Source organism: Stenotrophomonas maltophilia (genome assembly GCF_006974125.1).
Classification (GTDB): Bacteria; Pseudomonadota; Gammaproteobacteria; order Xanthomonadales; family Xanthomonadaceae; genus Stenotrophomonas; species Stenotrophomonas maltophilia_O.
On record NZ_CP037858.1, the window covers coordinates 641164 to 664295 of the forward strand.

The 23132-nt window shown below is 66.4% G+C and carries 22 protein-coding genes and 7 tRNA genes; 18 read left to right on the forward strand and 11 right to left on the reverse strand.

The annotated features are described in order from the left end of the window. Positions 1-30 precede the first annotated feature (30 nt). Positions 31-1317, reverse strand: a complete 1287-nt coding sequence (gene ptsJ / locus EZ304_RS02915) for a transcriptional regulator PtsJ (protein WP_142806224.1) — start codon at positions 1315-1317, stop codon at positions 31-33. A 76-nt stretch (positions 1318-1393) separates the two neighbouring features. Between ptsJ and EZ304_RS02920 the strand changes: the two genes are divergently transcribed. The 9 genes from EZ304_RS02920 to EZ304_RS02960 all read left to right on the forward strand — a co-directional run bounded on the left by EZ304_RS02920 (position 1394) and on the right by EZ304_RS02960 (position 9275). Continuing rightward, positions 1394-2167: a YggS family pyridoxal phosphate-dependent enzyme gene (locus tag EZ304_RS02920; protein ID WP_142806225.1), complete on the forward strand. Its 774-nt coding sequence runs from the start codon at positions 1394-1396 to the stop codon at positions 2165-2167. Beyond that, positions 2164-2865 (forward strand): glutamine amidotransferase, encoded by a 702-nt coding sequence (locus EZ304_RS02925; protein WP_142806226.1) that lies wholly within the window; start codon positions 2164-2166, stop codon positions 2863-2865. Before EZ304_RS02920 ends, EZ304_RS02925 begins: the two co-directional genes overlap by 4 nt. After that, positions 2862-3086, forward strand: a complete 225-nt coding sequence (locus tag EZ304_RS02930; protein WP_142806227.1) for a hypothetical protein — start codon at positions 2862-2864, stop codon at positions 3084-3086. Before EZ304_RS02925 ends, EZ304_RS02930 begins: the two co-directional genes overlap by 4 nt. Positions 3087-3182: 96 nt before the next feature. Further along, positions 3183-3689 carry a hypothetical protein gene (locus EZ304_RS02935; RefSeq protein ID WP_099553188.1) on the forward strand — a complete coding sequence of 169 codons (507 nt, stop codon included), beginning with the start codon at positions 3183-3185 and terminating at the stop codon, positions 3687-3689. 124 nt (positions 3690-3813) lie between these two features. After that, entirely contained in the window at positions 3814-4323 is a 510-nt protein-coding gene (locus EZ304_RS02940) for an RNA polymerase sigma factor (RefSeq protein ID WP_142806228.1), read from the forward strand. Continuing rightward, positions 4320-5246 (forward strand): FecR family protein, encoded by a 927-nt coding sequence (locus EZ304_RS02945; RefSeq protein WP_142806229.1) that lies wholly within the window; start codon positions 4320-4322, stop codon positions 5244-5246. The genes EZ304_RS02940 and EZ304_RS02945 overlap by 4 nt, the downstream gene beginning before the upstream one ends. 64 nt (positions 5247-5310) lie before the next feature. Beyond that, positions 5311-7782, forward strand: a complete 2472-nt coding sequence (locus tag EZ304_RS02950) for a TonB-dependent receptor (RefSeq protein WP_142806230.1) — start codon at positions 5311-5313, stop codon at positions 7780-7782. After that, entirely contained in the window at positions 7769-8569 is an 801-nt protein-coding gene (locus EZ304_RS02955; protein ID WP_099553184.1) for a ChaN family lipoprotein, read from the forward strand. The genes EZ304_RS02950 and EZ304_RS02955 overlap by 14 nt, the downstream gene beginning before the upstream one ends. Further along, positions 8562-9275 carry an energy transducer TonB family protein gene (locus tag EZ304_RS02960; RefSeq protein ID WP_099553183.1) on the forward strand — a complete coding sequence of 238 codons (714 nt, stop codon included), beginning with the start codon at positions 8562-8564 and terminating at the stop codon, positions 9273-9275. The genes EZ304_RS02955 and EZ304_RS02960 overlap by 8 nt, the downstream gene beginning before the upstream one ends. Here the strand turns inward: EZ304_RS02960 and EZ304_RS02965 are convergent. The 8 genes from EZ304_RS02965 to EZ304_RS03000 form a co-directional block, all read right to left on the reverse strand. Further along, positions 9272-9706 (reverse strand): RidA family protein, encoded by a 435-nt coding sequence (locus EZ304_RS02965; RefSeq protein ID WP_099553182.1) that lies wholly within the window; start codon positions 9704-9706, stop codon positions 9272-9274. The two genes, EZ304_RS02960 and EZ304_RS02965, sit on opposite strands and share 4 nt — an antisense overlap. A 127-nt stretch (positions 9707-9833) precedes the next feature. Further along, on the reverse strand, positions 9834-10736 hold the full coding sequence (locus tag EZ304_RS02970; RefSeq protein ID WP_099553181.1) for a cation diffusion facilitator family transporter: 903 nt from the start codon (positions 10734-10736) through the stop codon (positions 9834-9836). A 28-nt stretch (positions 10737-10764) separates the two neighbouring features. After that, complete coding sequence (locus EZ304_RS02975; RefSeq protein ID WP_142806231.1) at positions 10765-13053, reverse strand: Orn/Lys/Arg decarboxylase N-terminal domain-containing protein; 2289 nt, start codon at positions 13051-13053, stop codon at positions 10765-10767. A gap of 20 nt (positions 13054-13073) precedes the next feature. Further along, positions 13074-14426: an arginine/agmatine antiporter gene (gene adiC / locus EZ304_RS02980; protein ID WP_142806232.1), complete on the reverse strand. Its 1353-nt coding sequence runs from the start codon at positions 14424-14426 to the stop codon at positions 13074-13076. A gap of 76 nt (positions 14427-14502) precedes the next feature. After that, positions 14503-15936 (reverse strand): DcaP family trimeric outer membrane transporter, encoded by a 1434-nt coding sequence (locus tag EZ304_RS02985; protein ID WP_142806233.1) that lies wholly within the window; start codon positions 15934-15936, stop codon positions 14503-14505. Between the two features lie 513 nt (positions 15937-16449). Beyond that, positions 16450-17292 (reverse strand): thiol:disulfide interchange protein DsbG, encoded by an 843-nt coding sequence (gene dsbG / locus EZ304_RS02990; RefSeq protein ID WP_099553178.1) that lies wholly within the window; start codon positions 17290-17292, stop codon positions 16450-16452. 30 nt (positions 17293-17322) lie between these two features. Then, a complete protein-coding gene (locus EZ304_RS02995) occupies positions 17323-18126 on the reverse strand; it encodes a TlpA disulfide reductase family protein (protein WP_099553177.1) in 804 nt (267 codons plus the stop codon). A gap of 80 nt (positions 18127-18206) precedes the next feature. Next, complete coding sequence (locus EZ304_RS03000; RefSeq protein WP_099553176.1) at positions 18207-19274, reverse strand: GlxA family transcriptional regulator; 1068 nt, start codon at positions 19272-19274, stop codon at positions 18207-18209. Positions 19275-19460: 186 nt separating this feature from the next. Between EZ304_RS03000 and EZ304_RS03005 the strand changes: the two genes are divergently transcribed. The 7 genes from EZ304_RS03005 (at position 19461) to EZ304_RS03035 (ending at position 20797) form a co-directional block, all read left to right on the forward strand. Beyond that, a complete protein-coding gene (locus tag EZ304_RS03005; RefSeq protein ID WP_142806234.1) occupies positions 19461-19859 on the forward strand; it encodes a heavy metal-responsive transcriptional regulator in 399 nt (132 codons plus the stop codon). A gap of 103 nt (positions 19860-19962) precedes the next feature. Further along, positions 19963-20038: transfer RNA gene (locus EZ304_RS03010), tRNA-Ala, on the forward strand. A gap of 54 nt (positions 20039-20092) precedes the next feature. Further along, positions 20093-20168 (forward strand) — tRNA-Glu (locus tag EZ304_RS03015). Positions 20169-20352: 184 nt separating this feature from the next. Further along, a tRNA-Ala gene (locus EZ304_RS03020) sits at positions 20353-20428 on the forward strand. 49 nt (positions 20429-20477) lie between these two features. Continuing rightward, a tRNA-Glu gene (locus tag EZ304_RS03025) sits at positions 20478-20553 on the forward strand. A 45-nt stretch (positions 20554-20598) separates the two neighbouring features. After that, a tRNA-Ala gene (locus EZ304_RS03030) sits at positions 20599-20674 on the forward strand. A gap of 47 nt (positions 20675-20721) precedes the next feature. Beyond that, a tRNA-Glu gene (locus EZ304_RS03035) sits at positions 20722-20797 on the forward strand. A gap of 140 nt (positions 20798-20937) precedes the next feature. Here EZ304_RS03035 and EZ304_RS03040 read toward each other — a convergent pair. Continuing rightward, positions 20938-21354 carry a GNAT family N-acetyltransferase gene (locus tag EZ304_RS03040; RefSeq protein ID WP_142806235.1) on the reverse strand — a complete coding sequence of 139 codons (417 nt, stop codon included), beginning with the start codon at positions 21352-21354 and terminating at the stop codon, positions 20938-20940. Between the two features lie 77 nt (positions 21355-21431). Here EZ304_RS03040 and EZ304_RS03045 point away from each other — a divergent pair, with 77 nt between their 5' ends. Next, positions 21432-22388, forward strand: coding sequence for an SOS response-associated peptidase family protein (locus EZ304_RS03045; protein WP_142806236.1), 957 nt, complete (start codon positions 21432-21434; stop codon positions 22386-22388). Between the two features lie 10 nt (positions 22389-22398). Here the strand turns inward: EZ304_RS03045 and EZ304_RS03050 are convergent, their stop codons facing one another. Beyond that, entirely contained in the window at positions 22399-22779 is a 381-nt protein-coding gene (locus tag EZ304_RS03050; protein WP_049427448.1) for a response regulator, read from the reverse strand. A gap of 132 nt (positions 22780-22911) precedes the next feature. Here EZ304_RS03050 and EZ304_RS03055 point away from each other — a divergent pair. Continuing rightward, positions 22912-22997, forward strand: a tRNA-Leu gene (locus EZ304_RS03055). Positions 22998-23132 lie beyond the last annotated feature (135 nt).

Here is a 23132-nt window from a genome sequence, read left to right on the forward strand (position 1 = left end):
TCGGTAGAAGCAGTCGAGCATGGCTCGACGCTACACCCCACACACCGTCGCCAGGTCGTCGGCCAGTTGCCGCAGCTGCGCCGTCCCCAGTGCTGCGCAGGTGATGCGCAGGCCATGCCCCGGCTGCGCCACCGCGAACACTTCGCCCGCGCGCACATGCCATCCGCGCGAAGCCAGTGCCAGCACCTGCGGATGGCTGTCGGTTGGCAACGGCAGCCACAGGTTCAATCCTTCCATTGGCTGCGGCGTCGGCATGCCACGCGCGCGCAACAGATCCTGCAGCGACTGCAGGCGTTGCTGGTAACGCTCACCTGCCGAGGCGATCTTCGCCCGCTGCGATGCCGACGCCAGCACCGAGGTCGCCGCATCCTGCAGCAGGTGACTGACCCAGCCGGTACCGGATGCCAACCGCAACCGCAGCCGCATCGCGGTCTCTTCATCGCAGGCCAGCCAGGCCAGCCGCAGGTCCGGGCCCAGTGATTTGGACAACGAACGCAGCAGCGCCCAGCGCCGGCCATCCAGCGGCAGCACCGAGTGATAGGCCTGCCGTGAGAGCAGCGCGTAGTGATCGTCGATCAGCACCGCCACCTGCGGATAGGCGGCCAGCAGCTGGCGCAACGCGCGTGCCCGCTTCGCATCCAGGCTGGCGCCGGTCGGGTTGTGCGCCCGCGGGGTCAGCAGCACCGCGCGTGCACCGGCCTCCAGCGCCGCACGCAGCGATTCGACCTGCATGCCATGCGCGTCCACCGCCACCGGCAACGGCACGTGGCCCACAGCGTTGAGCACGTTGAGGCTGCCGAGGAAGCACGGATCCTCCACCGCGATGCGATCCCCCGGCAGCAGCCACGCCGCCAGCAGGCGTTCGATGCCATCGACCGCGCCATGGGTCAGCTCCAGCGCATAGCCCTCCGGGCAGTCCCCATCCAACGAGGCGCGCGCCAGCGCCTGCAACTTCGGGTCGACCGTGCCCACGCCATACAACCGTGGTGCGGCCGGGGCCAGGCGCAGGTTCGGCAGCAGGCGCGGGTCCGGATTGCCACCGGCCAGGTCCTGCAGGGCCAGCCCGGGCACACTACCCTCGCGCGCCAGCGACGGCGGCAGGCCACGCACCACCGTGCCGCGCCGGCCCGCCGTGCTGGCCAGGCCCGCCGCATCCAGGCGCTTGTAGGCAGCGGCCACGGTGTTGCGGTTCACTCCCAGCTGCTCGGCCAGTTCACGCACCGGCGGCAGCACGCTGCCGGCCGGCAGGCGGCCCTTGCCGATGCCGTCGCGGATGCTGTCGAAGATCGACTCGGCACTATGTCCGGTGATTTTCATTTTGTCCTATGCCAAAATATACCTTGTCCTGTGCCAGTGTATCCCACCCTGGCCGCCCTGCATTGGAGGTGCCCGCATGCCCCTTGCCGCCGCCGACTGGCCCGTCGCCCAGTCCGTTGAACAGATCGCCGCCAACCTGGTCACGGTGCGCCAACGCATCGCCGATGCCTGCGCCCGCGTCGGCCGGGATCCGGCCAGCGTCCGCCTGCTGCCGGTCAGCAAGACCGTGGATGACGCCCGCATCCGCATGGCGGTGGCCGCCGGCTGCCACGAACTGGGCGAGAACAAGGTGCAGGAGGCACAGCGCAAGGCCGGGACAATGGCCGACCTGGGCGTGCAGTGGTCGGTGATCGGCCATCTGCAGACCAACAAGGCGCGCTACGTGGCGCGCTTTGCCAGCGAGTTCCAGGCGCTGGACAGCCTGCGTGTAGCGGAAGCCCTGCAGCAGCGCCTGCAACTGGAAGAGCGCACGCTGGATGTGTTTGTGCAGGTCAACACCTCGGCCGAACCGAGCAAGTACGGACTGGAACCCGACGCGGTCGAGGCCTTCGTGCAGCAGCTGCCAGTCTTCGACCGCCTACGCGTGCGTGGCCTGATGACCCTGGCCATCTTTACCCCCGACGTCGAACGTGTGCGCGCGTGCTTCGTGCGCCTGCGTGAACTACGCGATCAGCTGCAACGCAGCGCCCCACCCGGCCTCGACCTGTCGCAGCTGTCGATGGGCATGTCCGGTGATTTCGAAGTGGCCATCGAGGAAGGCGCCACCGTGGTCCGCGTCGGCCAGGCAATCTTCGGCGCCCGCGCCACTCCGGACAGCTACTACTGGCCGAACAACGGAGCCCCGGCATGAAGCACGCGGTTGTCGTGCAGCACGTTGCCTTTGAAGACCTCGGCACCCTGCAGCCACTGCTGTTGGCCCAGGGCTGGCAGCTGCAGCTGCTGCAGGCCGGCGTCGATGCGCTCGATGACGCCGAAACAGCTGACCTGCTGGTCGTGCTGGGCGGTCCCATCAGTGTCAATGACACAGGGACCTATCCCTTCGTCAACGACAGCATTGCCCTGCTGCAGCGCCGGCTGCAGCAGCAGCGGCCGACCCTGGGCATCTGCCTGGGTGCACAGCTGATGGCGCGTGCACTCGGTGCCAGTGTCGCTCCCAGTGGCGGCAAGGAAATCGGCTTTGCGCCACTGCTGCTGACCGATGAAGGCCAGCGCTCTCCGCTGCAGTCCCTGCAGGGCATTCCGGTACTGCATTGGCATGGTGAGGCGTTCGAACTTCCGGCCGGTGCACGCCGCCTGGCCAGCACGCCAGCCTGCCGTCACCAGGCCTTTGCCATCGGCCACCACGCTTTGGCCCTGCAATGCCATCCGGAACTGGATGCCCGCCAGTTCGAGCGTTGGCTGATCGGCCACACGCTGGAGCTGGCCCAGGCCAACATCGACCCGAACGACCTGCGTGCACAAGCACGCCGCTATGGCGCACCACTGGCCGCAGCCGCCACTGCGATGTTCGACCACTGGCTGCAGGACCTCCCGGAGACACCGCGATGAACTACCGACTGCAGATCCACCGCGATGGTGCCCACTGGGGTCACTTCGACTGCAGCGGCCCCGATGCCCTGCAACGCATGGATGCCATCGCCGCACAGCTGCCTGCCGATCAGGGCTTCCAGCTGAAACGACAGAAAGGTGTCGGCGAAGAGCGCATCCTGTCCAGCAATGCCGACGGACTGCGTGTGCTGGCCGCGCAGATCCAGTACCGCGACATTTGACCCGGCGATGGTAGTGCCGGCCGCTGGCCGGCACCCGGATCTGCCGGCCAGCGGCCGACACTACCCGACGGCATTCCGGCATGCCAATCTTCCACCATGCTGACCCTGCAACGCGGCAACCACCACGGACTGCTCATCGCCCCGCGCTGGCCCTCCACCCGCATCCAACTGGAAGAAGAGGTACTGCAACGCCTGCTCGACGCGCAGGCAATGCTACCTGCCGGGCTGCACCTGCTGCTCACTCGTGGCTTCGAACCCAGCCGCAGCCGTCTCGGCGGCTTCCGCCGCGCGGTGCGACGGCTCGGCATTGCGGTGTTTCGCACCTGCTACCCGCAGCGCCGCGATGAGATCGATGCCATCTTCGGCGCCAACGGCCACGACATCGATGGCCGTCATATCGATGTCTCACTGGTACTGCACGGCAAGCGGCTGCGGCTGCTGCCCCTGGGCGTGTTCACCCCACCGCGCTGGCAGGATCGTCGCGTCGCCCACCATGCCGAAGCGGTCGCGCGGGTGAAGCGCAGCCTGCAGCACTGCGGCTTCGAGCTGCATCACAACCCCACCGAAGCCCTGCAGATCCACTGCGACTATCGCCCGCGCTGACGCCGCGGTCACCCATGCGTGCTGTGCCTTGCGCCATAGATGCAAATGATTCTCTTTTGCTGTAAGGTGCAGCCGCTGCCCTTGCCGCCGCGGGCTGTTCCCTTTCCCAGTTGTCGCCCGCCCCGTGTCCACGCCTGTCGAACCGACGGATGTCGCGCAGCTGTGCGCGGCCCATTACCGGCCGCTGCACGCCCATGTCCGCCGCAAACTCCCGCAACGCAGCGACGCCGATGACGTCGTCCAGGAAACCTGGCTGCGTGTCGTCAAAGTCGCCGCCAGCGGCCTGCTGAGCAATGGCCGCGCCTATCTGTACCGCGTCGCCCACAACCTGATCGCGGACCACTATCGGCAGCGCCAGCGCCGTCGCGAAGAGGTGCTGGATGACAAGCAGTTGCATGCCATCGCCGATCCTTCGCCGCTGCCCGAGCAGCGACTGCTCGACGCCGAACAGCTGCGCCATCTCGATGCCATCATCGCCGCGTTGCCGCCGCGCTCGCGCCAGGTCTTCCTGCTGGCCCGCGTGGAACAGATGGCATTGGCTGAAATTGGCCGCCAGCTCGGCATCAGCCGGCAGACCGCGCATGGCCATCTGCTGCGCGCCCTGGTCGCCCTGCAGCAGGTACCCGGCACATGAGCCAGGAGGCCATTGCACGCGAAGCTGCCCGCTGGTGGCTGGATGGGCACGACGGCGACCGCGACGAGAACGCGTTCGAGCAGTGGTGCCGGGCCGATCCACGCCATGCCGCGCAGTACCAGCACCTGCAGCACCTGTGGCAGGCCGGCGCGGCGCTGCCCAGCCTGCAGCGGCAACAGCAGCGCAGGCAACGCCGTCGCCTGCGCGAAGCCGGCATTGCGGTTCTGTTGCTGTGCGCGCTGGGTCTCTACAGCCGTCATGCCTCGCCGCCCGTGGCGCAGGTACTGCGAACGGCCGCTGGCGAGATCCGCGAGGAGACCCTTGCGGATGGTTCGCATGTCCTGCTGTCACCCGACAGCGAAGTGAAGGTGCGCATCGATGGGCAGCGCCGCCAGCTCCAGCTGCAGCGCGGCCAGGCCTGGTTCCAGGTCGCCGCCGATGCCGACCGGCCCTTCCAGGTGCATACCCCACAAGGCACCGTCACTGCACTGGGGACCGCATTCGATCTTGCCGTGCAGGGCAACAGCAGCGTGGTCACCGTTACCGAGCATCGCGTGCGCGTGGACAGCGGCAACGTCAGCATGCTGGCCGACGACGGCGAGCAGCTGCGCTTCGATGGGCAGGCAACGGCCCATGCAACAACCGCTGCCCCCGAGACACTGGCCTGGCGCGAGCGGCGCCTGCACTGGGTTTCGGCCCCGCTGGCCGACGTCACGCAGGGCCTGGACCGCTGGCATGGCGGGCACACGTGGGTCGTCGGCGAGCAGCTGCGCCAGCAGCCGGTCACCCTGCTTGGCAGTGCCGACGGTGCAGCCAGCAACCGCGACCAGTTGGCCACTCAGTTGCAGGTGCGCGTGCTGCGCCTCGGCGCGGGGATACAGGTGTGGCTGCCGCCACGCAGAGAACAGCGTGATGGACCCTGACATCCGGCCTGTGGCTGCGTCTACCCAGGATGACGACGCTCTGCGTCAGCCTCTGGAGCCCCCGATGCTGTGCCCCCGCCCCCTTGTCCTCGCCCTGTCGCTGGCCTGCGCCAGTTCGCTTGCGCTGCTGCCCGGCAGTGCCCACGCACAGGCCGCCACCCGTACCTACGATCTGCCCGCCCAGCCACTGGCCGCCGCGCTGGACGCCTACAGTCGGCTGACCGGTGTCGATCTGGTGATCGGCGCGGCCCTGCCCCCAGGTCATTCGGCGCCTGCGCTGCGCGGTGACTTCGACGATGCGCAGGCCCTGACGCGCCTGCTGGCAGGCAGCGGCCTGCGCCCGCGCTTCGTGGATGCGCGCCGTGCCGCCCTGGAACCGGCGCCGGCCGAACGCGCCGATGGCAGCCGCCGCACCGGCCCGCTGCGGGTGCAGGGTGCTACCGCACACGGCCAGGCACCGGGTGCCGGCGCCAGCCAATATGTGCCGGCCACCCGCGATGGCTTTGCGCCCTCGGTCGGCAGCGAGCGCGTGGCGATGGCCGAACGCCAGGAAGGCAACAGCCTGCTGCGCTCGATGCCCGGCACCCACAGCTTCCATTCGCGCAGCCAGCCGGGCCTGCAGGTCAACATCCGCGGCATGACCGGTGCCGGCCGGGTCAACACCATGATCGACGGTGTCACCCAGACCTTCCGCAACAATGCCGGGCATGGCTCGGGCGGTCCGTTCGCCTATGTCGATCCTTTCCTGCTGGCCGGCGTGGACGTACAGCGCGGTGCGGTCGCCGGTGGTGATGGCGCGGGCACGCTGGCCGGCAGTGCCAACTTCCGCACGCTGGATATCGACGATCTGCTCGGTGAGGGCCGTGACTGGGGCCTGCGTGCAGGCTATCGCCACGGCAACAACGGCTACGGCAGCGGCCGTACCTTCGCCGGTGCCTGGCGCCACAGCGAAGAGGGTGGCGACCGCCAGTTCGGCCTGCTGGCCGCTGCCAGCAGCAGCCGCAGCAGCGAGTACGCAACCGCGCGTGGGCAGAAGAACGACGCCGATCCTGGCAGCCAGCAGCCCAGCAGCTGGTTGTTGAAAGCACGCTTGCAGCCCAGCGACCAGCACCGGCTGGACCTGAGCCACATGCGTTACGAAAACGACTTCTACCACAACTACCCGTGGCAGATTTCCGCGCGCAACCAGCGCGCCAGTTACCACTACACGCCCTATTCGCCGTGGATCGACCTGCGTGCGACCTTCGCCAGCAACAAGACCCAGCTGTTCTATCCGCCGGTGGAGGCGTCCAGCTACATCGGCCGCCGCACCCACAGCAGCCTGAGCAGCTGGACCGTGGACAACACCAGCCGCTTCGACATCGGGGCACTGCAGGCGCGCTGGAACACCGGCATCAAGCACCAGTCGGACATCTACGTGGCCGATACGCCCATCCTGCGCGGTGCCAACCCGCAGGGTCGCAGCCAGCTGGACAGCGTGTTCAGCACGCTGGAGCTGCAGTACGACATCTACGCGCTGACCGCCGGCCTGCGCCAGGACCGCTTCGGCATCCGTGGCCACATCCCGGTGTGCTCGGATGTGCCCGGTCAGTGCACGGAGATCAATGGCGGCGACATCGACGTGCGTCGCACCGAGCGCGCACTCAGTCCGAGCCTGGCGGTTTCACTGCAGGCCACCGACTGGCTGCAGCTGTTCGCCGAGGTCTCGCGCACCTCGCGGCCGCCGCGCGTGCAGGAAATGTTCTTCGAGAAGATCCCGCTGGAGGACGCCAGCGTCGCCGACGGCATCGGCGCCAATCCGTTCCTGCACCGCGAGCGCTCGCGCAACCTGCAGTTCGGCGCCAACCTCAGCACCGACTCGCTGCTGGTCGACGGTGACCTGGCACAGCTGCGGGTCACCCGCTTCGACAACCGCATCCGCGACTACATCAAGCCGCAGTACCTGCTGATCGTGCATCCGCCGGAAGTGGAACCGTTCGTGGTGCCGATCGACAGCGATCCGCAACTCAACGCCTGGACCGATGTGCTGGACGCCGACGACTTCAGCGCCACCACGCGCTGGATGAACCACCCCGGCGTGGTGCGCATGCGCGGTATCGAACTGGAAGCGCATTACGCCAGCGAGCACTACCACGCCACGCTGAGCTGGACCCGCTCGCGCACCAGTGCGCCGGCCATCGAGTTCGTCAACCTGGAAGACATCACCGCCCTGCCCGACCGCTACTGGACGCTGGACGTGGGCGGCCGCTGGTGGCAGCAGCGCGTGCAGGCCGGCCTGCGCGCCGAGTACTCCGGCCCGACCGAGGAAGGCTACGACTTCTTCCAGACCCGCAAGACCGGCGGCACCGGCGTGCTGCTGGACTTCTACGCGAGCTTCAAGCCCCAGGCCAACACCACGCTGTGGCTGAACATCGAAAACCTGCAGAACAAGGCCTATGACAACAATGCCTCGATCGACAGCATCTTCAGCCCGATCCTGGACCGCGGCAACGGCCGTGGCCGTACCGTCTCGATGGGCGTCAATGTGGCGTTCTAGCCGTCGCTGGCTGCCCGGATGCCTGCTCGCGCTGGCGACAGTGGCCAGCGCGCAGCCGATGCCTGGCACGGTGATCGACCTGGCCAACGGCCAACATCTGGACGAAGCCGCATTCGTGACGCGTGCGGCGGACGCCCAGAGGCTGCTGCTGGGTGAACGCCATGATCTCGCCGGAGACCACGCCGCCCAGCGCTGGCTGCTGCAGTCCCTGCAGCGGCAGCGCCCGCAGGGTTCGCTGGTGCTGGAAATGATCGCCAGCGAGCGCCAGCCACGCCTGCAGCGGGTGCAGCGCTGGCTGGCCAAGGGCAACCAGGCCGAAGGTGCACGCCTGCAGGAACTGCTGGACTGGGATACGCGCTGGCCGTGGGCCGCGTATGGCGGGCTGGTACAGGATGCTGCCGATGCAGGTACGCCGCTGTTCGGCGGCAACCTGTCACGTGCCGAGGTCAACGCGCTGCTCGCGTCCACCGAGGGCGTGCGGTTCCCGGTGGCCGCTGCCCGCCAGCGCCTGTCGGCGGTGGTGCTGGCCCAGCACGCAGACGCAGCACCGATGCTGGAAGGAATGCTGGCCGTGCAACAGGCCCGCGACGCGCGCATGGCACAGGTGCTGCTCGATGCGCCCGCGCCGGCGCTGCTGGTCGCGGGGCGCTGGCATGTACTGCGCGGTACCGGGGTACCGGGGTACCTGTCAGCGGCTACGCCTGCGCTGGTGATCGCATTGGCTTCGCCGGGTGAAACCGTCGATGCGACGGATGCCGATCTGCTGTGGGTGCTGGACGATGAGTGAGCGTGGCCAACACTGGCAGGCGATCGCGATCACCGTCGTCCTGCACCTGCTGCCCCTGCTGCTGTTGGTGCACTGGGTCGCTGTGCCGCCGATGCTGCCGCCGCCGGAGCAGGACGTGCGCATCAGCCTGCGCCTGCTGGCACCGGCCACGCCGCCACAGCCCGTAGAGGAGCGCCAGGCCGACACCCCCAGCCAGGCGCAGCAGGCGCGTGCATCGCAACCGACAAAGTCGCCCCCGCCACCGAAGCCCACCGCCGCGCGCGAGGGCGAGTTGGCCGCCAGCGAAACGGGCGGGACGGGTCGAAAGCCGCTGCCGGTCGCCCCGCCGGCGGCCGCGACCGATGCCAGTCCCGCACCGGCATCGATCACGGCCGCTCCGCCCGCTCCAGACGCGCCACCGGCGGACTTCCAGGCCGGCGCCGCCAGCGACCAGTGGGAAGCCCGCCTGATGGCGCGGCTGGAGCGTTACCGCTATTACCCTGCCGCCGCCCGCTCGCGCCGGCAGCAGGGCACTGCCTGGGTCAGGGCCAGCATCGACCGCGAAGGCCGCCTGCTGGCACTGCGGCTGGAGCAGTCCAGTGGCCAGCCGATGCTCGATGACGCTGCGCTGCAGACCTTCCGTCGTGCGCAGCCGCTGCCGCCCATTCCCGATGAACTGAAGGCACCACAGGAACTGGTGGTGCCGGTGGAGTACTACCTGCGCTAGGCGGCGTAGGCCTCCGCCTCGATCTCGAACAGCATGCCGTCCAGCGCCAGTCGCGGCACCGGGATCAACGTGCAGGTGGGCGCCGCACGGTTCGGCCAGCGCCGCCGCACCTGGTGGGCAATGATGCCCAGCCGGTCCTCATCGTGGCCGACCACCAGGATGCGCAACCGCGTCACATCAGCCAGGCTTGCCTGCGCCGAGCGCAGCGCGGTCTGCAGGTTGTCCAGCGCCTGCCCGACCTGGTCTTCGAAGCTGGGCGAAAGACGGCCCTGGGCATCTTCACCGCCCTGCCCGGCGACGTGGATCACCCGTGCCGGCAGGCGCACCACCGCCACGTGTGAGTAGCCGTTGGCCGAAGGATCATAGAGGCCCGGTGGATTGAACAGCTCCAGCAGGCCATGGCTGAGGTCCGGTGTGGTCAGCAGGTTCATGCCGCGCGCCTCGTAGGGGTTGCCGGCAGTCTGTGACCTCAACCCGGGTTGAGGTCAAACGGATCCGGTGCAACAGACCGGTCTGCCACGCGCAACGATCACGCCGGCCTGTAGAGCCGAGCCCCGCTCACGTCCACGCGGGGTCTGCAGTGAAATCGATGGTCAGCCAGAACGTGCTGCTGCGCGCATCCAGCCGCACCGCGATCTCGTCGCGCATCGCATCGACCTCACCCACTGAACCCAGCGGCATGGCCGGGTCGGCCAACACATGGATCTCGATGAAGCGCATCCGTCCCATCTTCGCCACATGACTGGTGAAACCGGCATAGCCGCGCTCGGCCACGAACGCCTGCATCACCTGCTGCACGCGCCGGTCCAGATCGTCCGGCGCCACCTGCAGCACTTCGCGCATGGCCTTCCACGCACTGCGTGCCGGCACCGGCAACACCGCCAGGCTGATCAACGCCAGCACGATCGAATCCAGGTACGGCACCCAGTGGTGCCATTCGCCCCCCTGCAGGGCCAGGGCCAGTAGGAAGGCCAGTACCACCGCCAGGCTCATCAACCCACCCAGCAGCCAGCCACGCACGTCCAGCCACAGCAGCGCCGAGCGCAGGTGCCGCGCCCGCTGGGCGACAAACGCCGCCATCGCCAGGTTGCTGGCACTCAGCAATGCCGCCCACCACAGCGCGGGCCCGAATTTCACTTCGTGCCCGCCCGTGGTCAAACCAATCACCGCGTTGGCCAGCGCATACACGCAGGCCAGCGACAGGATCACCCCGCCGAGTGCCTCGACCATCGGCTCCAGGTGCCAGTAGCCGTACTGGAAGCGCGGGCTCTGCTCCCGCGCCACCAGTCGCAGCACCGACAACGACACCAGGGTCAGGGCGACGTCGACCAGGCTGTACACGCCGTCGAACAGGATGGCCTGCGATCCCACCAGCAGGCCACCGCCGAAGCCGACCGCGCTCACCGCAAGGGTGACCCCGATCGAGAACTTCAGGATGCGTTGCTCGCGCGCGGTATCCATCGTCCGCCGAAAGGCCGACCGTTGCCGGTCAGGCCTTCAGCACCTCCACCCTGTACGAAACCGCATCACCCTCCTGCTCGATGATGAGCCCGTGAACGTCCGACTCGAAGCCCGGGAAACGGGCGTTCTGCTCGCGGGCGATGCGCAGCGACTGGATGATCGGCTCATCGCTGTCGCCAAAGCGTTCGCCCGGCATGATCGTCGGGATGCCCGGCGGGTATGGCACCAGCATGGTCGCGGCGATGCGGCCACTGATCTGCTCGATGTCGACCCGCTCGATCTCGCCCTTCACCAGATGGTTGTAGGCATCGGCCGGGGTCATCACCGGCGTCGGCAGATCCACGTACATCTCGCGCATCACCTTGGCCACCGCGAATTCCTGGTTGAACGCATGCAGCGCGTCACACAGGTCACGCAGGCCCCAGCCCGCATAGGCGTTCGGATAATCGGCGGCCAGCGTCGGCAGTGCCTGGCTCAGCGGCGCGTTGCAGTCGTAGAGCTCCTTGAATGCCATCAGCTCGGTGACCAGGGTGCTCCACTTGCCCTTGGTGATGCCCATCGAGAACAGGAACAGCACCGAGTACAGGTTGGTCTTTTCCACAGTGATGCCGCGGCCCCACAGGAATTTGCTCAGCACCGCCGCCGGGATGCCCAGCTTGCCCATGCTGCCGTCCATTGCCAGGCCCGGCGTCAGCAGGGTCACCTTGATCGGGTCGATCAGCACATAGTCGTCAACCAGGTTCTCGAAGCCGTGCCAGTGTGCATCCGGCTGCAGGTACCACTCCTCGCGCTTGGCCACCAGCGGTGCCGGCGTATCGCCCTTGTCCAGGCTGCGCTCGACCTGGGTCGGCTGCCACACGCTGAACCACCAGTCGTCACGCCCCAGGTCATCGCGGACATGCAGCATCGCGCGGCGGAAGGCGATGGCTTCGTCGTGCATTTCCTGCACCAGCGAGCGGCCAGCGTCGCCTTCCATCATCTTCGAAGCCACATCACAGGCCGCGATCACCCCGTAGTGCGGGCTGGTCGAGGTATGCATCATGAACGACTCGTTGAAGCGCTCCGCGTCCAGATTGCGCTGCGCCGAATTGCGTACGTGGATCATCGACGCCTGCGAGAACGCGGCCAGCAGCTTGTGGGTCGAATGCGTGGTGAAGATGATCGCATCCTGCTCACGCGGCTTGCCCTTGGCCATGCCGTAGTGGTTCTCGTAGAACGGATGGAACGCGGCATAGGCGTACCAGGCTTCATCGAAATGCAGGAAATCGACCGCGCTGCCGATCTCGTCAGCGATCTTCTCGGCGTTGTAGCACAGGCCGTCATAGGTCGAGTTGGTGACCACCGCGATGCGCGGCTTGGAGCCGGCCTGGTAGGCCTGGCTGGCCAGCGGGTTGGCGGCGATGCGCTGCTGCAGCGATTCCGGCGTGAACTGGTCCAGGCTGATCGGGCCGATGATGCCGTGCGCGTTGCGGCTGGGGGTGAAGTACACCGGCACCGCGCCCGTCATGATCAGCGCGTGCAGCAGCGACTTGTGGCAGTTGCGATCGACGAACACCACGTCACCGCGCGCCACCGTGCCATGCCAGACGATCTTGTTGGCGGTGGAGGTGCCATTGGTGACGAAGAAGGTATGGTCGGCACCGAAGTTGCGTGCCGCCTCGTTCTCGGCGTCCTTGATCGGGCCGGTGTGATCGAGCAGCGAGCCCAGCTCCGGCACCGAGATCGACAGGTCGCTGCGCAGGGTGTTCTCGCCGTAGAACTGATGGAATGCACGGCCGACCGGCGATTTGGTGAACGCCACGCCGCCGGCATGGCCCGGCGTATGCCAGGAATAGTTCGACTCGGCCGCATGATGGATCAGCGCCTTGAAGAACGGCGGCAGCAGGTTTTTCATGTAGTCTTCGGCCGCGCGCATCACCTGCCGCGAGATGAAGCTCTTGGTGTCTTCGAACAGGAAGATGAAGCCGTGGATGTATTTGAGCAGCTTGCTCGGCACCTTTTCGATGGTGCGGCGCTCGCCGTACAGGAACACCGGCAGGTTGGCGCGGCGCGCGCTCTGCTCGCGCAGGAAGGCGGTCAGGCGCTGGAACTCGCCATCCACCTCTTCGCTGCCGTCGATCGAGATCAGCACCGCCGAGGCCGCCACGTAGGTGCGGGCACCGGCGCGGGCATCATCCAGGTTCAGGCCGCACAGCACGCGCTGGTCGTTGCTGCGCAGCTCTTCCACCAGGGCACGGATCAGGATGCCGCCGATGCGCGGCGACTCGTAGTCGTTGTCGATGACAATGACCGGATAGTCCAGGGACTTGAAGTACACGTTGATTCTCCTTGTCGAACTCAGGAACGCTGGGCACCGGCGCTGATGGCCGAGGCCTCGCGGGCGCGCTGCCGCTGCTGGCGGCGCTCCTCGCTGAAGAAGGGATAGAACACGGTGATGAACAGCACGAACAGGAAGGCGTACTGCACGATGGTTCCCGACGAGCCGTAGATCGCCCACAGGCAGTACACGACGGTCAGGCTGGTCAGGGTCCAGAACGCACCGGTGTGGACCAGGGTGTGCGAGCGCTCGACCACGAAGTAGCAGGCCACGCACGAGTAGATGTAGGGCAGCAGGGTCAGCACCACGGCCGCCGACGTGATCACGTCGAACTGTGCCGACGCGGTTTCCGAGGTGGAAGTGACCAGCACCGCCAGGGTCATCAGCACGGCCACGATCAGCACGCCCTTGACCGGCGCGTCGTCCTTGTTGGTCTTGCTGAAGATGCTCGGGAACAGGCCGTCGTCGGAGGCTGCCTTGGCACTCTGCGCGGTCAGCAGGATCCAGCCACCCAGCGAACCGGCAGCGCCGATGAAGGCGCACAGGCTGACCAGCGCACCGCCCCAGCCACCGACGGCCTTGGCGGCAGCCAGTGCGAACGGCGCATCGGAAGTCTGCAGCTCGCCGTTGGGCACCATGCCCATGATCACCGAGGAGCTGGCGATGTAGGCGATGGCGGCCAGGAACACACCGGCCAGGGTGGCACGGGCCACGTTCTTTTCCGGGTTCTCCACCACGCCAGCGGTGACCGAAGCGGATTCAACGCCGATGAAGGCCCACAGGGTCAGTGCCGCAGCGCTGGAGATCGCGCCGAAGTTGGATTCACCGGACACGTTGTAGGCGCCCTTGAAGATGTCGGCATCGAAGAAGAACCAGCCGAAGATGGCGATGCCCAGGATCGGCACCAGCGCGAAGCTGGTGGTGACGGTCTGCACGCGGCTGACGAACGCCGGGCCGATCATGTTGGCGAAGCTCAGCGCCCACACCAGCACCAGCACCGCGATGCAGCGCACCAGCGGCTCGGACAGGATCGGGAAGAAGTAGCTGAAGTAGCCGACCGCCGCGATCGGGATGGCGACGTTGCCGATCCAGTTGGCGAACCAGTAGATGGTGTTGGTCTGGAAGCCCATGTAGGGCCCGAACCAGTCACGCGCATAGGCGTACGGGCCGCCCGCCTTCGGTGCCAGCTTGCCCAGCTTGGCGAACACGAAGGCCAGCAGCAGCGCGCCCGCGGTGGTGATCAGCCAGCCCCAGATCGAGGCGGTACCAATCTTGGCCAGGCTGGATGGCAGCAGGAACACACCTGAGCCCATCATGTTGCCGGCGACGAGGAAGGTGGCTCCGACCACCCCGATTTTCTTTGCTTCTGCCATGACAATCTCCTGTACTGGCATGAGCCCGGTGCAACCGGGCGTGGGGACGGTTACGCTGGCGTACGACCGCTGGCGCCTATCTGATGAAGTTGTATTGCAGGCTGCCCTGCACCCGGACGGTGTCGCCGCGCGCGCCACCCTGCTGTTCCAGGCGGCCATACAGCAGCTCCATGCCCATCGTCCACGACGGTGCCGGGCTCCAGATCAGGTTGAACACGCCGTAGCGGCTCTGACGGAATGCGTCGGCCGCCAGTGCAGCATTCCGCTCCAGGGTCAGCTGGCCGAAGATCAGGTTCGATCGCCACAGCTCGGACCAGTAATGGGTGTAGCCCACGAAGCCGCCGTGCAGGTCCAGCGCGTCGAGACGGCCGTCGGCACCGACCACCGCGTCCAGCCCGGAGCCGGTCAGGTCGGCGGTGTAACGGCTGAGGCCGCGGCCACCCAGCGCACCGAACAGCAACAGGTCACGCTCGCCCACCGAGGCCGAGCCGCTCAGCTGCAGGCCACCGGCCATGCGCCGGTCGCGCTCGCCCTCTCCGTCATAGGCGAGGCTGCGCGCCACCGCGCCCAGCTGCAGATGGCCCCAGTCACGCTCCAGGCGCGCGGTCACGGTTACATCCGGCAGGCGGTTCACCGCAGCCCGCTCGTCGCTGGCACCAGCAAGTTCAGTCTTCGGGTCTTCGGCCGCCACGGTCAGCGTGTTGCCCTTCCCCATCGCGAAGCTGTGGTGGATGCCGGCCACCAACAGATAGCCGGCGCCGCCCGGCCCGGCGAAGTCCAACGTGTCGGGCAGGCTGTCCGGGTCCATGAAGCTGGAGTAGCCATAGCCGGCATAGGTATTACCGAGCTGCCCATAAGCATGCCGCAGGCGGAATTCATAGCCATCGCTGCTGCCGAAGAAGTCGTTCTCCAGATAGAAACGCAGGTTGCCGTGCGTGGTCGGGCGCCGCGCCTCGAAACTGAAGCGGGTCTGCTTGGCGTGGATGTTGAAGTTGGAGACATCGCGGTGGCTGCCGCCGACCGGCATCGACGAGGGAATGAACTGGTCCTCGTCCCCGGCCGCGCGCGAATCGGTGATCGCATCCAGCTTGGCGTAGCCGCCGATGCGGATCACCGTATCGGTGCCGGGAATGGCAAAGAACCCCTTCAGATCGGGATCGGTCGGGCCCGCCGCACTGTCCGGTCGCGATGCGGCAGTGGATGGATCAGCGACCGATTCGCGCTGCGGCAGTACCGGCTGCGCCACACCCGGCACCTGGGTGCGATGGATCACATCGGAAGGGGCGGCGGAGGCAATCGGCGCCGTTGCAGGCATGGCTGTTGCCTGCGCAGGCGTAGCATCGCGCTGCTCCAGCCGGTCCAGCCGTTGCTGCATGCCTTCCAGCGCCTGGCGCATTGCGGCAATCTCACGCCGCAATGCCTGCGCATCCTCCGCGTCACCCTGGTGGGCGTACGCCGGCGTGATCGCCAGTGCCCCCATACACGCCAGACTCAGTACCGCCAAACGCATTGCATACTCCCCGGACGAACACTCGCATCACGGTTCCGGAGCGCACGCATGCGCCGCCCTGGCTTCGCGTTGCCGTTGCTGGAAATGCGGGTACTGCGTCGACGACATCGGCCAGCCTGCGCGTGGCAGGCAACAGGACGATGACACTGTCCCGCCTGCACCCATGTCGACCCCATCAAGGTCGCGCTGCCAGAGAGGTGGCGACCGCAGCGGTCTGGGTAACAAGCAGGAAGTGAGAGTGTCGTGAATGGCTGTGCCGACCTGCCCGGATCAGGGCAGCCGCGGCGCGGCATCCATGGCGCGTTGACGCTGTATTCCATGCGTCAAAGGCTAGTCCGTTTGTCGTTTTTGGCCTTGATTGGAATCAAGGCACGACGCTTGATCTCAGTCACGATTCAGACGTGACGGCGAACAGACTATGCGCAAGCGGTTGTGTTCGCCTGGGGCACGGAACGCAACAGGCCCGCATGTCACCATGCGGGCCTGTGGTCTACATCAGCATGCAGGCATGGATCAACGCGGACCGAGCACCGTCTGCAGGTCGTCACCCTGCGGCAATCCAGCCCGGCGCTGCACCTGGCCCTGTGCATCCTGGAACAGGATACCCGGGGTGCCCTGGAACCCCATCTCCAGCATCAATACCTGGTTGGCATCAAGCTTGCCGGCGATCTCGCGGCTGATGCTCGGCAGCGCCTTGATGCCGCCACGGTCGAACTGGCGCTCGTTCTCCAGCAGCGCCGCACTCGGATCACGTGCCGCGAGAATGGCTGCGGCCTTGGCCGGGCTGTCCTCGCGGATCACACCCACCATGATGTGACGCAGCTGCACCTTGCCGGCGTCGACCCACGGACGGGCCGCCTCCCAGAACTTGTGGCAATAGGGGCAGTTGGCATCACTGAAGGTATAGACCACGCGCGGGGCGTCGGCCTTGCCGTCACGCACCCAGGCGCTGGCGTCGAGCTTGGTCCACATTTTGGCCGACATCGGTGCGGCGACCAGCTTCTCGACCGCTTCGGCAGCCACATCATTGCCTTCGGCATCGAACAGGCTGCCCACCAGCACGTGCTTGCCATCGGCCGTGACATAGGCCGCTGCAGGCTGCTGACCACCCACCACACCGGCAAAACCGCGCAGGCCACCGGGCGCATCGAATTCGGCAACGACCTCGAAGCCGTGCTTTTCGATGCCCTTCAGCACTGCAGGGCGATCGCCCTTGGCGGCAGAGGCCGCAGCACTCGTCGCCGGTGCCGTGGGGGCCTTGCCCGGCGGCGTCTGTGCCTGGCTGCAGGCGGCCAATGCCAGCATGACCGGCAGCAACAGCACCGCCGGGGCGGTGCGCAGGGAAGTCGACAACATGGGAACTCCGTAGTGAGATGCCCGCGCAGGCTACCGCAGCCGGCGCAGTTTGTGTTCAAGGCCGGCCGCGGTCAGCTCGCCCAGGTGCAGTTCACGCAGGCGTCCATCGGCATCGAAGAAGAGTGTCGAAGGATAGGCCTGTACACCCAGCACTGTTGAAGCGGCCGCTTCGTCATCCAGCAACACGTTGCCCAGCATCAGTCGCTCACCGGCAAGAAAACCCTGGACCTCATCCAGGGTTTCGCCCTGATTGAGGAAGACGAACTGCACGTTGCCATGTGCCTGCTGCGCCGCTGCGAGCACCGGCATCTCCCGTCGGCAGGGGCCGCACCATGTGGCCCACAGGTTCAGCACCACCGGCCGGCCACGGAACTGCTGCAGGTCAACCGTTCCGCCCTGCAGGTCCGCGACCTGCAGCGTTGGCAATGGCATCTGCCGCTCCTGCCAGGCCGACAGCAGCTGCCCCCCAGCAGCCCAGAGCAGCACCCCCACAAGTGCGCTCGTCAGTACCGGTGCACGCAACTGACGCCACGGCCGCAGACGCCATGATCCCCACGCCAGCCCGGCCACCAGCACCACCATCAGGTGATAGCCACCATCGGTGACCTGCAGGATGCTCCAGGGCTCCGATCGATAGAGCGCGAAATTCAGCACAACAAAACTGATACGACCACACAACAGGCCGATCAGCAGCATGTCCAGCACCATGCTTGCTGCCGACGGCAGCGGCATTCCGACGGCCCTGCGCGGCCAAAGACGGGCAACGATCATGGCCAGCAACGTGCACATGAGGATCAACACCACCGGCATCGGTACCGGTCCAACACTCGACATCAGCCCACCTGCTCAAGTTCCACTGACTGCATGGTCAAAGCGTCACGCCCAGGTTGCAAGCGCTGGCCCGCCACCCGTCATCAGGCCGCACTCCGCCCCAACTGCATGCCGGGGGGCGTCTGCAGGCCGCGCAGACTGCCGGCCACCGACGGCATCAACGGTCGTTCCCGCCGCTTGCAGTTGACGTGGCGACGATAGTTGGCCGGTGTCATGCCCACGATGCGGAGGAACAGACGCCGGAACGCGCTCTGATCAGCGTAGCCCACACCCCAGGCCACCTCTTCGATGCCTGCGCCCTGCTGCAGCAGGGTCTGCGCCTTGGCAATGCGCAGCCGTTGGCAGTACTCGATCGGGCGCAGACCGGTCGCCCGGAGGAAGCGCCGCTGCAAGGTGCGCGGTTCCAATCCGGAAACCTCGCAGATTGCGGCCAGAGTGGCCCCTCGTGCCGCAGTGGTATGCAGCCAGCGCTGGGCCTTCAGTACATCGCGGTCACCGTGGGCGAAGTTGGCACTGAAACGCTCAAGATCCTGCTGGATGCCTGCGGGCACGACGATCCCGAGCTGTTGCGCGACCGCACTCGCCACGCCCTGCCCGTGCAGCCGATACAGCAAACGCAGCCCGAGGAAACGCCAGGCCTGCGATCCGCCAACGGTCAGCAGATCACCATCATCGACCAGCGCCCGCTCACTGGGGACCCAGCTCACCGCCTGCGCCTGCAACCCCGGATGTCGCCCCAGATCCGGGCCGCTGACCGTTCTTCCGGCCAGCAGTCCCGCACGGGCCAGCACACCGACCCCCTCACTGGCAGCAGCCAGCAGGCTGCCACCGTCATAGTGGGCCCGCAACCAGTCCAGCAGGACCTCCTCGGCGCGCAGACAGGCTCCAGGGCTGATCTGGCCGGGAACCGCGATTACCGCAGGAATGGCGGCGTCAAGCATTTCAGCACCCGCGATGCGATGTACACCGGTCTGGCTGGCGGGCACGATCCAGCGGGTGACAAGCACGCGTTTGAACGGTCGGCGCTGCTGTTGGGCCAGGCGGTTGGCGACGTGGGCCATTTCGGCCAGCACCGAGGCGGCGGAGGGGTCCCCTCCCGGGTATTCGACCACCGCAACCTCGACGAATGCTTCGTTCCTGACTCCCTCCACAGACCACCTCCTCGGTTCGTTGCAGGCCATCGAACGGCCGGTTCAGGCGAAGGGTAGGAACAGGCCCATCTGCGGGGCTATGAAGAAAGTTGCAAAGTGGGCTGAATGCGCGTGCCGGGCTGAAGCCTTGACTCTCGACCAGACTCCAGGCTTCACAATGGCGGCAGGATCCGCAGGAAAACTGCCATGAACATTGGACAACTGGCCCGTCAGGCGGGCGTTCCGATCGATACGGTCCGCTATTACGAGCGGCAGCAGCTGCTGCCGACAGCGGCGCGCTCGGCTGGCGGCTACCGCATCTTCGGCGAGCCGGACCTGCGCCGGTTGCGCTTCATCCGCCGCGCCAAAGCACTGGGATTCAGCCTCGAGGAAATCGGCGAACTGCTGGCGCTCAGCGATCACCACCGGCAGGACATGGGAAGCGTGCGCGACACCGCCCAGGCCCGCCTGCAGGACATTGCACAACGGATGGCCGAACTGCAGCGCATGCATACCGCGCTTTCGCAGCTGGTCGATGCATGCCCCGGTCATGGCACCCTCGACCAATGCCCGATCCTGGCGGCGCTGACCGACGACAACACATAGACATCCCTTGCGCAGATCGGCATTGCAACGCACGTGAAGAAAAGTGCAACAAATGCTTGCCAACCCCCTGGGGCAAGGCTATTATTTCGCTCCTCAGCGACGTGGGGCCATAGCTCAGCTGGGAGAGCGCCTGCATGGCATGCAGGAGGTCAGCGGTTCGATCCCGCTTGGCTCCACCAATCTTTCGGCATTAGGCCGTCGAAAGGTCGCTAAAGAACATTGATGAGAATTGCGTCCCCATCGTCTAGAGGCCTAGGACATCACCCTTTCACGGTGGCGACCGGGGTTCGAATCCCCGTGGGGACGCCACTCATCACGAACAACGAGGACCCGGCCGATAACCGGGTCTTTTTTGTTCACCGCCTACCGGCATTCAGGCTGTGGCGTTGCGGTTCCCCTGCCCTCGTGGCTGCGGTTGAACCGGAACGAAAAAAGTTGAAAAAAAGCTTCCACAAACGTGAACACGCAGGTATGATAGGCGGCTCGGTAACACGGGGCCATAGCTCAGCTGGGAGAGCGCCTGCATGGCATGCAGGAGGTCAGCGGTTCGATCCCGCTTGGCTCCACCACTTTCGACATTAGGCCGTCGAGAGTTCTACAACTTGAAGTTTTTCGTGCGTCCCCATCGTCTAGAGGCCTAGGACATCACCCTTTCACGGTGGCGACCGGGGTTCGAATCCCCGTGGGGACGCCAGTTTCAAAACGGACTCTGCTCCCGGCAGATCATCCGGAGTTTCATGGGGCCATAGCTCAGCTGGGAGAGCGCCTGCATGGCATGCAGGAGGTCAGCGGTTCGATCCCGCTTGGCTCCACCACTTCGACATTAGGCCGTCGAAGCATCTACAACTTGAAGTTTTCGTGCGTCCCCATCGTCTAGAGGCCTAGGACATCACCCTTTCACGGTGGCGACCGGGGTTCGAATCCCCGTGGGGACGCCAATTCTTGAAAACCCTGGCTTCGGCCGGGGTTTTTCTTTGCCTGCGATTCCCGGGAAGGCCCTGTCCGCGCATGGCGGGGATCCACTGCAGGGCCCGGGTAGATCCACGCCATGCGTGGATGGTTTCACCTCCGCCGCACCTCAGAGCCGGCGATACATCCCGATCGACGCCGGTGCTGTCGGCGCAAAACCAAACTGCGCATACAACCGGTGCGCCTCACCATCGGCCAGCAGGCTGACGTACGCCGATGGCGGCAGGTTCGCCTGCATCCAGCCATCCAGGCGCCGCATCACTTCCTTGCCCAGGCCCTGCCCCTGCAGGCGCGGCAGCACCGCGATATCGCAGACCTGCAGGTGGCACCCACCATCGCCGACGATGCGGCCCATCGCTACCAGCTCATTGCCCTGGTAGGCACACACGCCATACAGGGTGTTGGGCAGCGCCCGCGTCGCCGCCTCGTGGCTCTTGGCACTGAGGCCGGCCAGCACACGCAGCCGGCAGTAGTCTTCAACCGTGGGGACAGCCTCGCGGAACTGGCAGCTGACGGAATCATTCATGCGGTATCTCCCTGTAGGTCGGGCTATCCTGCCGTATCCACGTCGCAGCGACTGCGACCCAGGCCTGCAGAGTTCCCATGTGCTATTCCGCCCTGATCCGCGCCGACTACGCCACGCTGGTCCGCGAGTTCGGTGCCATCCTGTCGCTGGAGGAGTTCGCCGAACTGTACGCACACGACCCCGGCAAGAAGCGACCGAAAACTCCGAAAGCAATGGATGACGGCTTTGCCGGCGCACGCACCGGACAGGGCCGCGACATCGTCGCGAAGATCCAGCACTGGCATGCACTGGAACGCCAGGTTCTGGAGGCGGAGCTGGCCGGCCAACGCGAGCGCCGCGATATCGCCCATGCAACGCTCGCCACGCGCCCCACCCAGAAGGCACGCAACGACCTGCGCGTGGCCGGCAACCGCATCGAACGCGCCCAGGCCCGGCTCGAAGACCTGCACCGGGTCCAACTACTGCCGCGCGACAACCGCATTTTCCCCGGCACCTACGCGCCGGTGATGGTCAGCGAGAACGGCCGCCGGGTGATCAAGCCGATGCGCTACCAGTGCCGGCTGCCCGACAAACCGGCACGCAACGACGTGCTCTACCCCGGCACCTACAACGCACGACGTGACAGCCTGGAAGGCTATTGGCGCGGCGCGTTCGGCCTTCGCCACGGCGTTGTCGTGGTGCGGGCGTTCTATGAGCACGTACCACGCCACGCCATCGCAGGGCGCGCGCTGGGCGCCGCGGAAAAGGAACAGGATGTGGTGCTGGAGTTTCGCCCCGATCCGCCCCGCGACCTGCTTTTGGCCTGCCTTTGGGCGGAATGGGAGGGACCGGAAGGACGCCTGCTCTCGTTCGCCACGATCACCGACACCCCGCCACGCGATGTCGCCGCGGCAGGTCACGATCGCGGCGTGATACCTATCCGCAGGGAACATCTCGATGCGTGGCTCAATCCCGACCCGGACAACCTGGCCGGGCAGTACCGCATCCTCGACGACCGCGAGGACATCCGATACGTGTACGACGAGGCCGGCTGAAGCGCCGTTCTCACGCCGTTGCGCTGGAACGGCCCACCGCACGGGTCAGCGCCCGGGTCAGATCCGCCGACAGGTACGGCTTGACCAGCAGTATTCCGGCCAGCATCGACTCGGGCAACTGCTCAGCCAGCATTCCGGTAGCGAGCACGAACGGTACGCCACGCGCCGACAATGCTGCCGCCACCGGCTCGCTGGTCTCGTTGCGGGCCAGGCGATAGTCCAGCAGGGCCACGTCCGGGGCCGAGTCTTCCAGCATGCGCAATGCCTCAGCCACGCTCGCCGCCAACCCGACCACAGTCGCGCCGGCATGCACCAGCTGCATCTGCAGCAGCGCCGCGCTCATCTCGTCGTTCTCGACCACCAGCACCCTCAGGTCCTGCAACACTGTCATCGGCTATGGCTCCTGGAGGCATTCAAGCCGGCGCAGTATAGCCATCACAGAGCCGATGCCGACAGGAAACGCCCCGATCTGCCTTGCCCCTATGAAAGCCCCACCCTCCTCGGTTACACTCACACGCTGCCTGCCGGTGTGGCGGAATGGTATACGCAGCTGACTCAAAATCAGCCGGGGGTGACCCCATGAAGGTTCGAGTCCTTTCACCGGCACCACAGCATCAAAGGCCAGGTCCTCGACCTGGCCTTTTGCTTTTCAGGCGATGCATGCCCATGTGGCCGCTCCTGTGTCACTGCACTGACGCATAACTGCGACCGCTGACAGGGTTGTCTCTAGACGCAGCGCACACT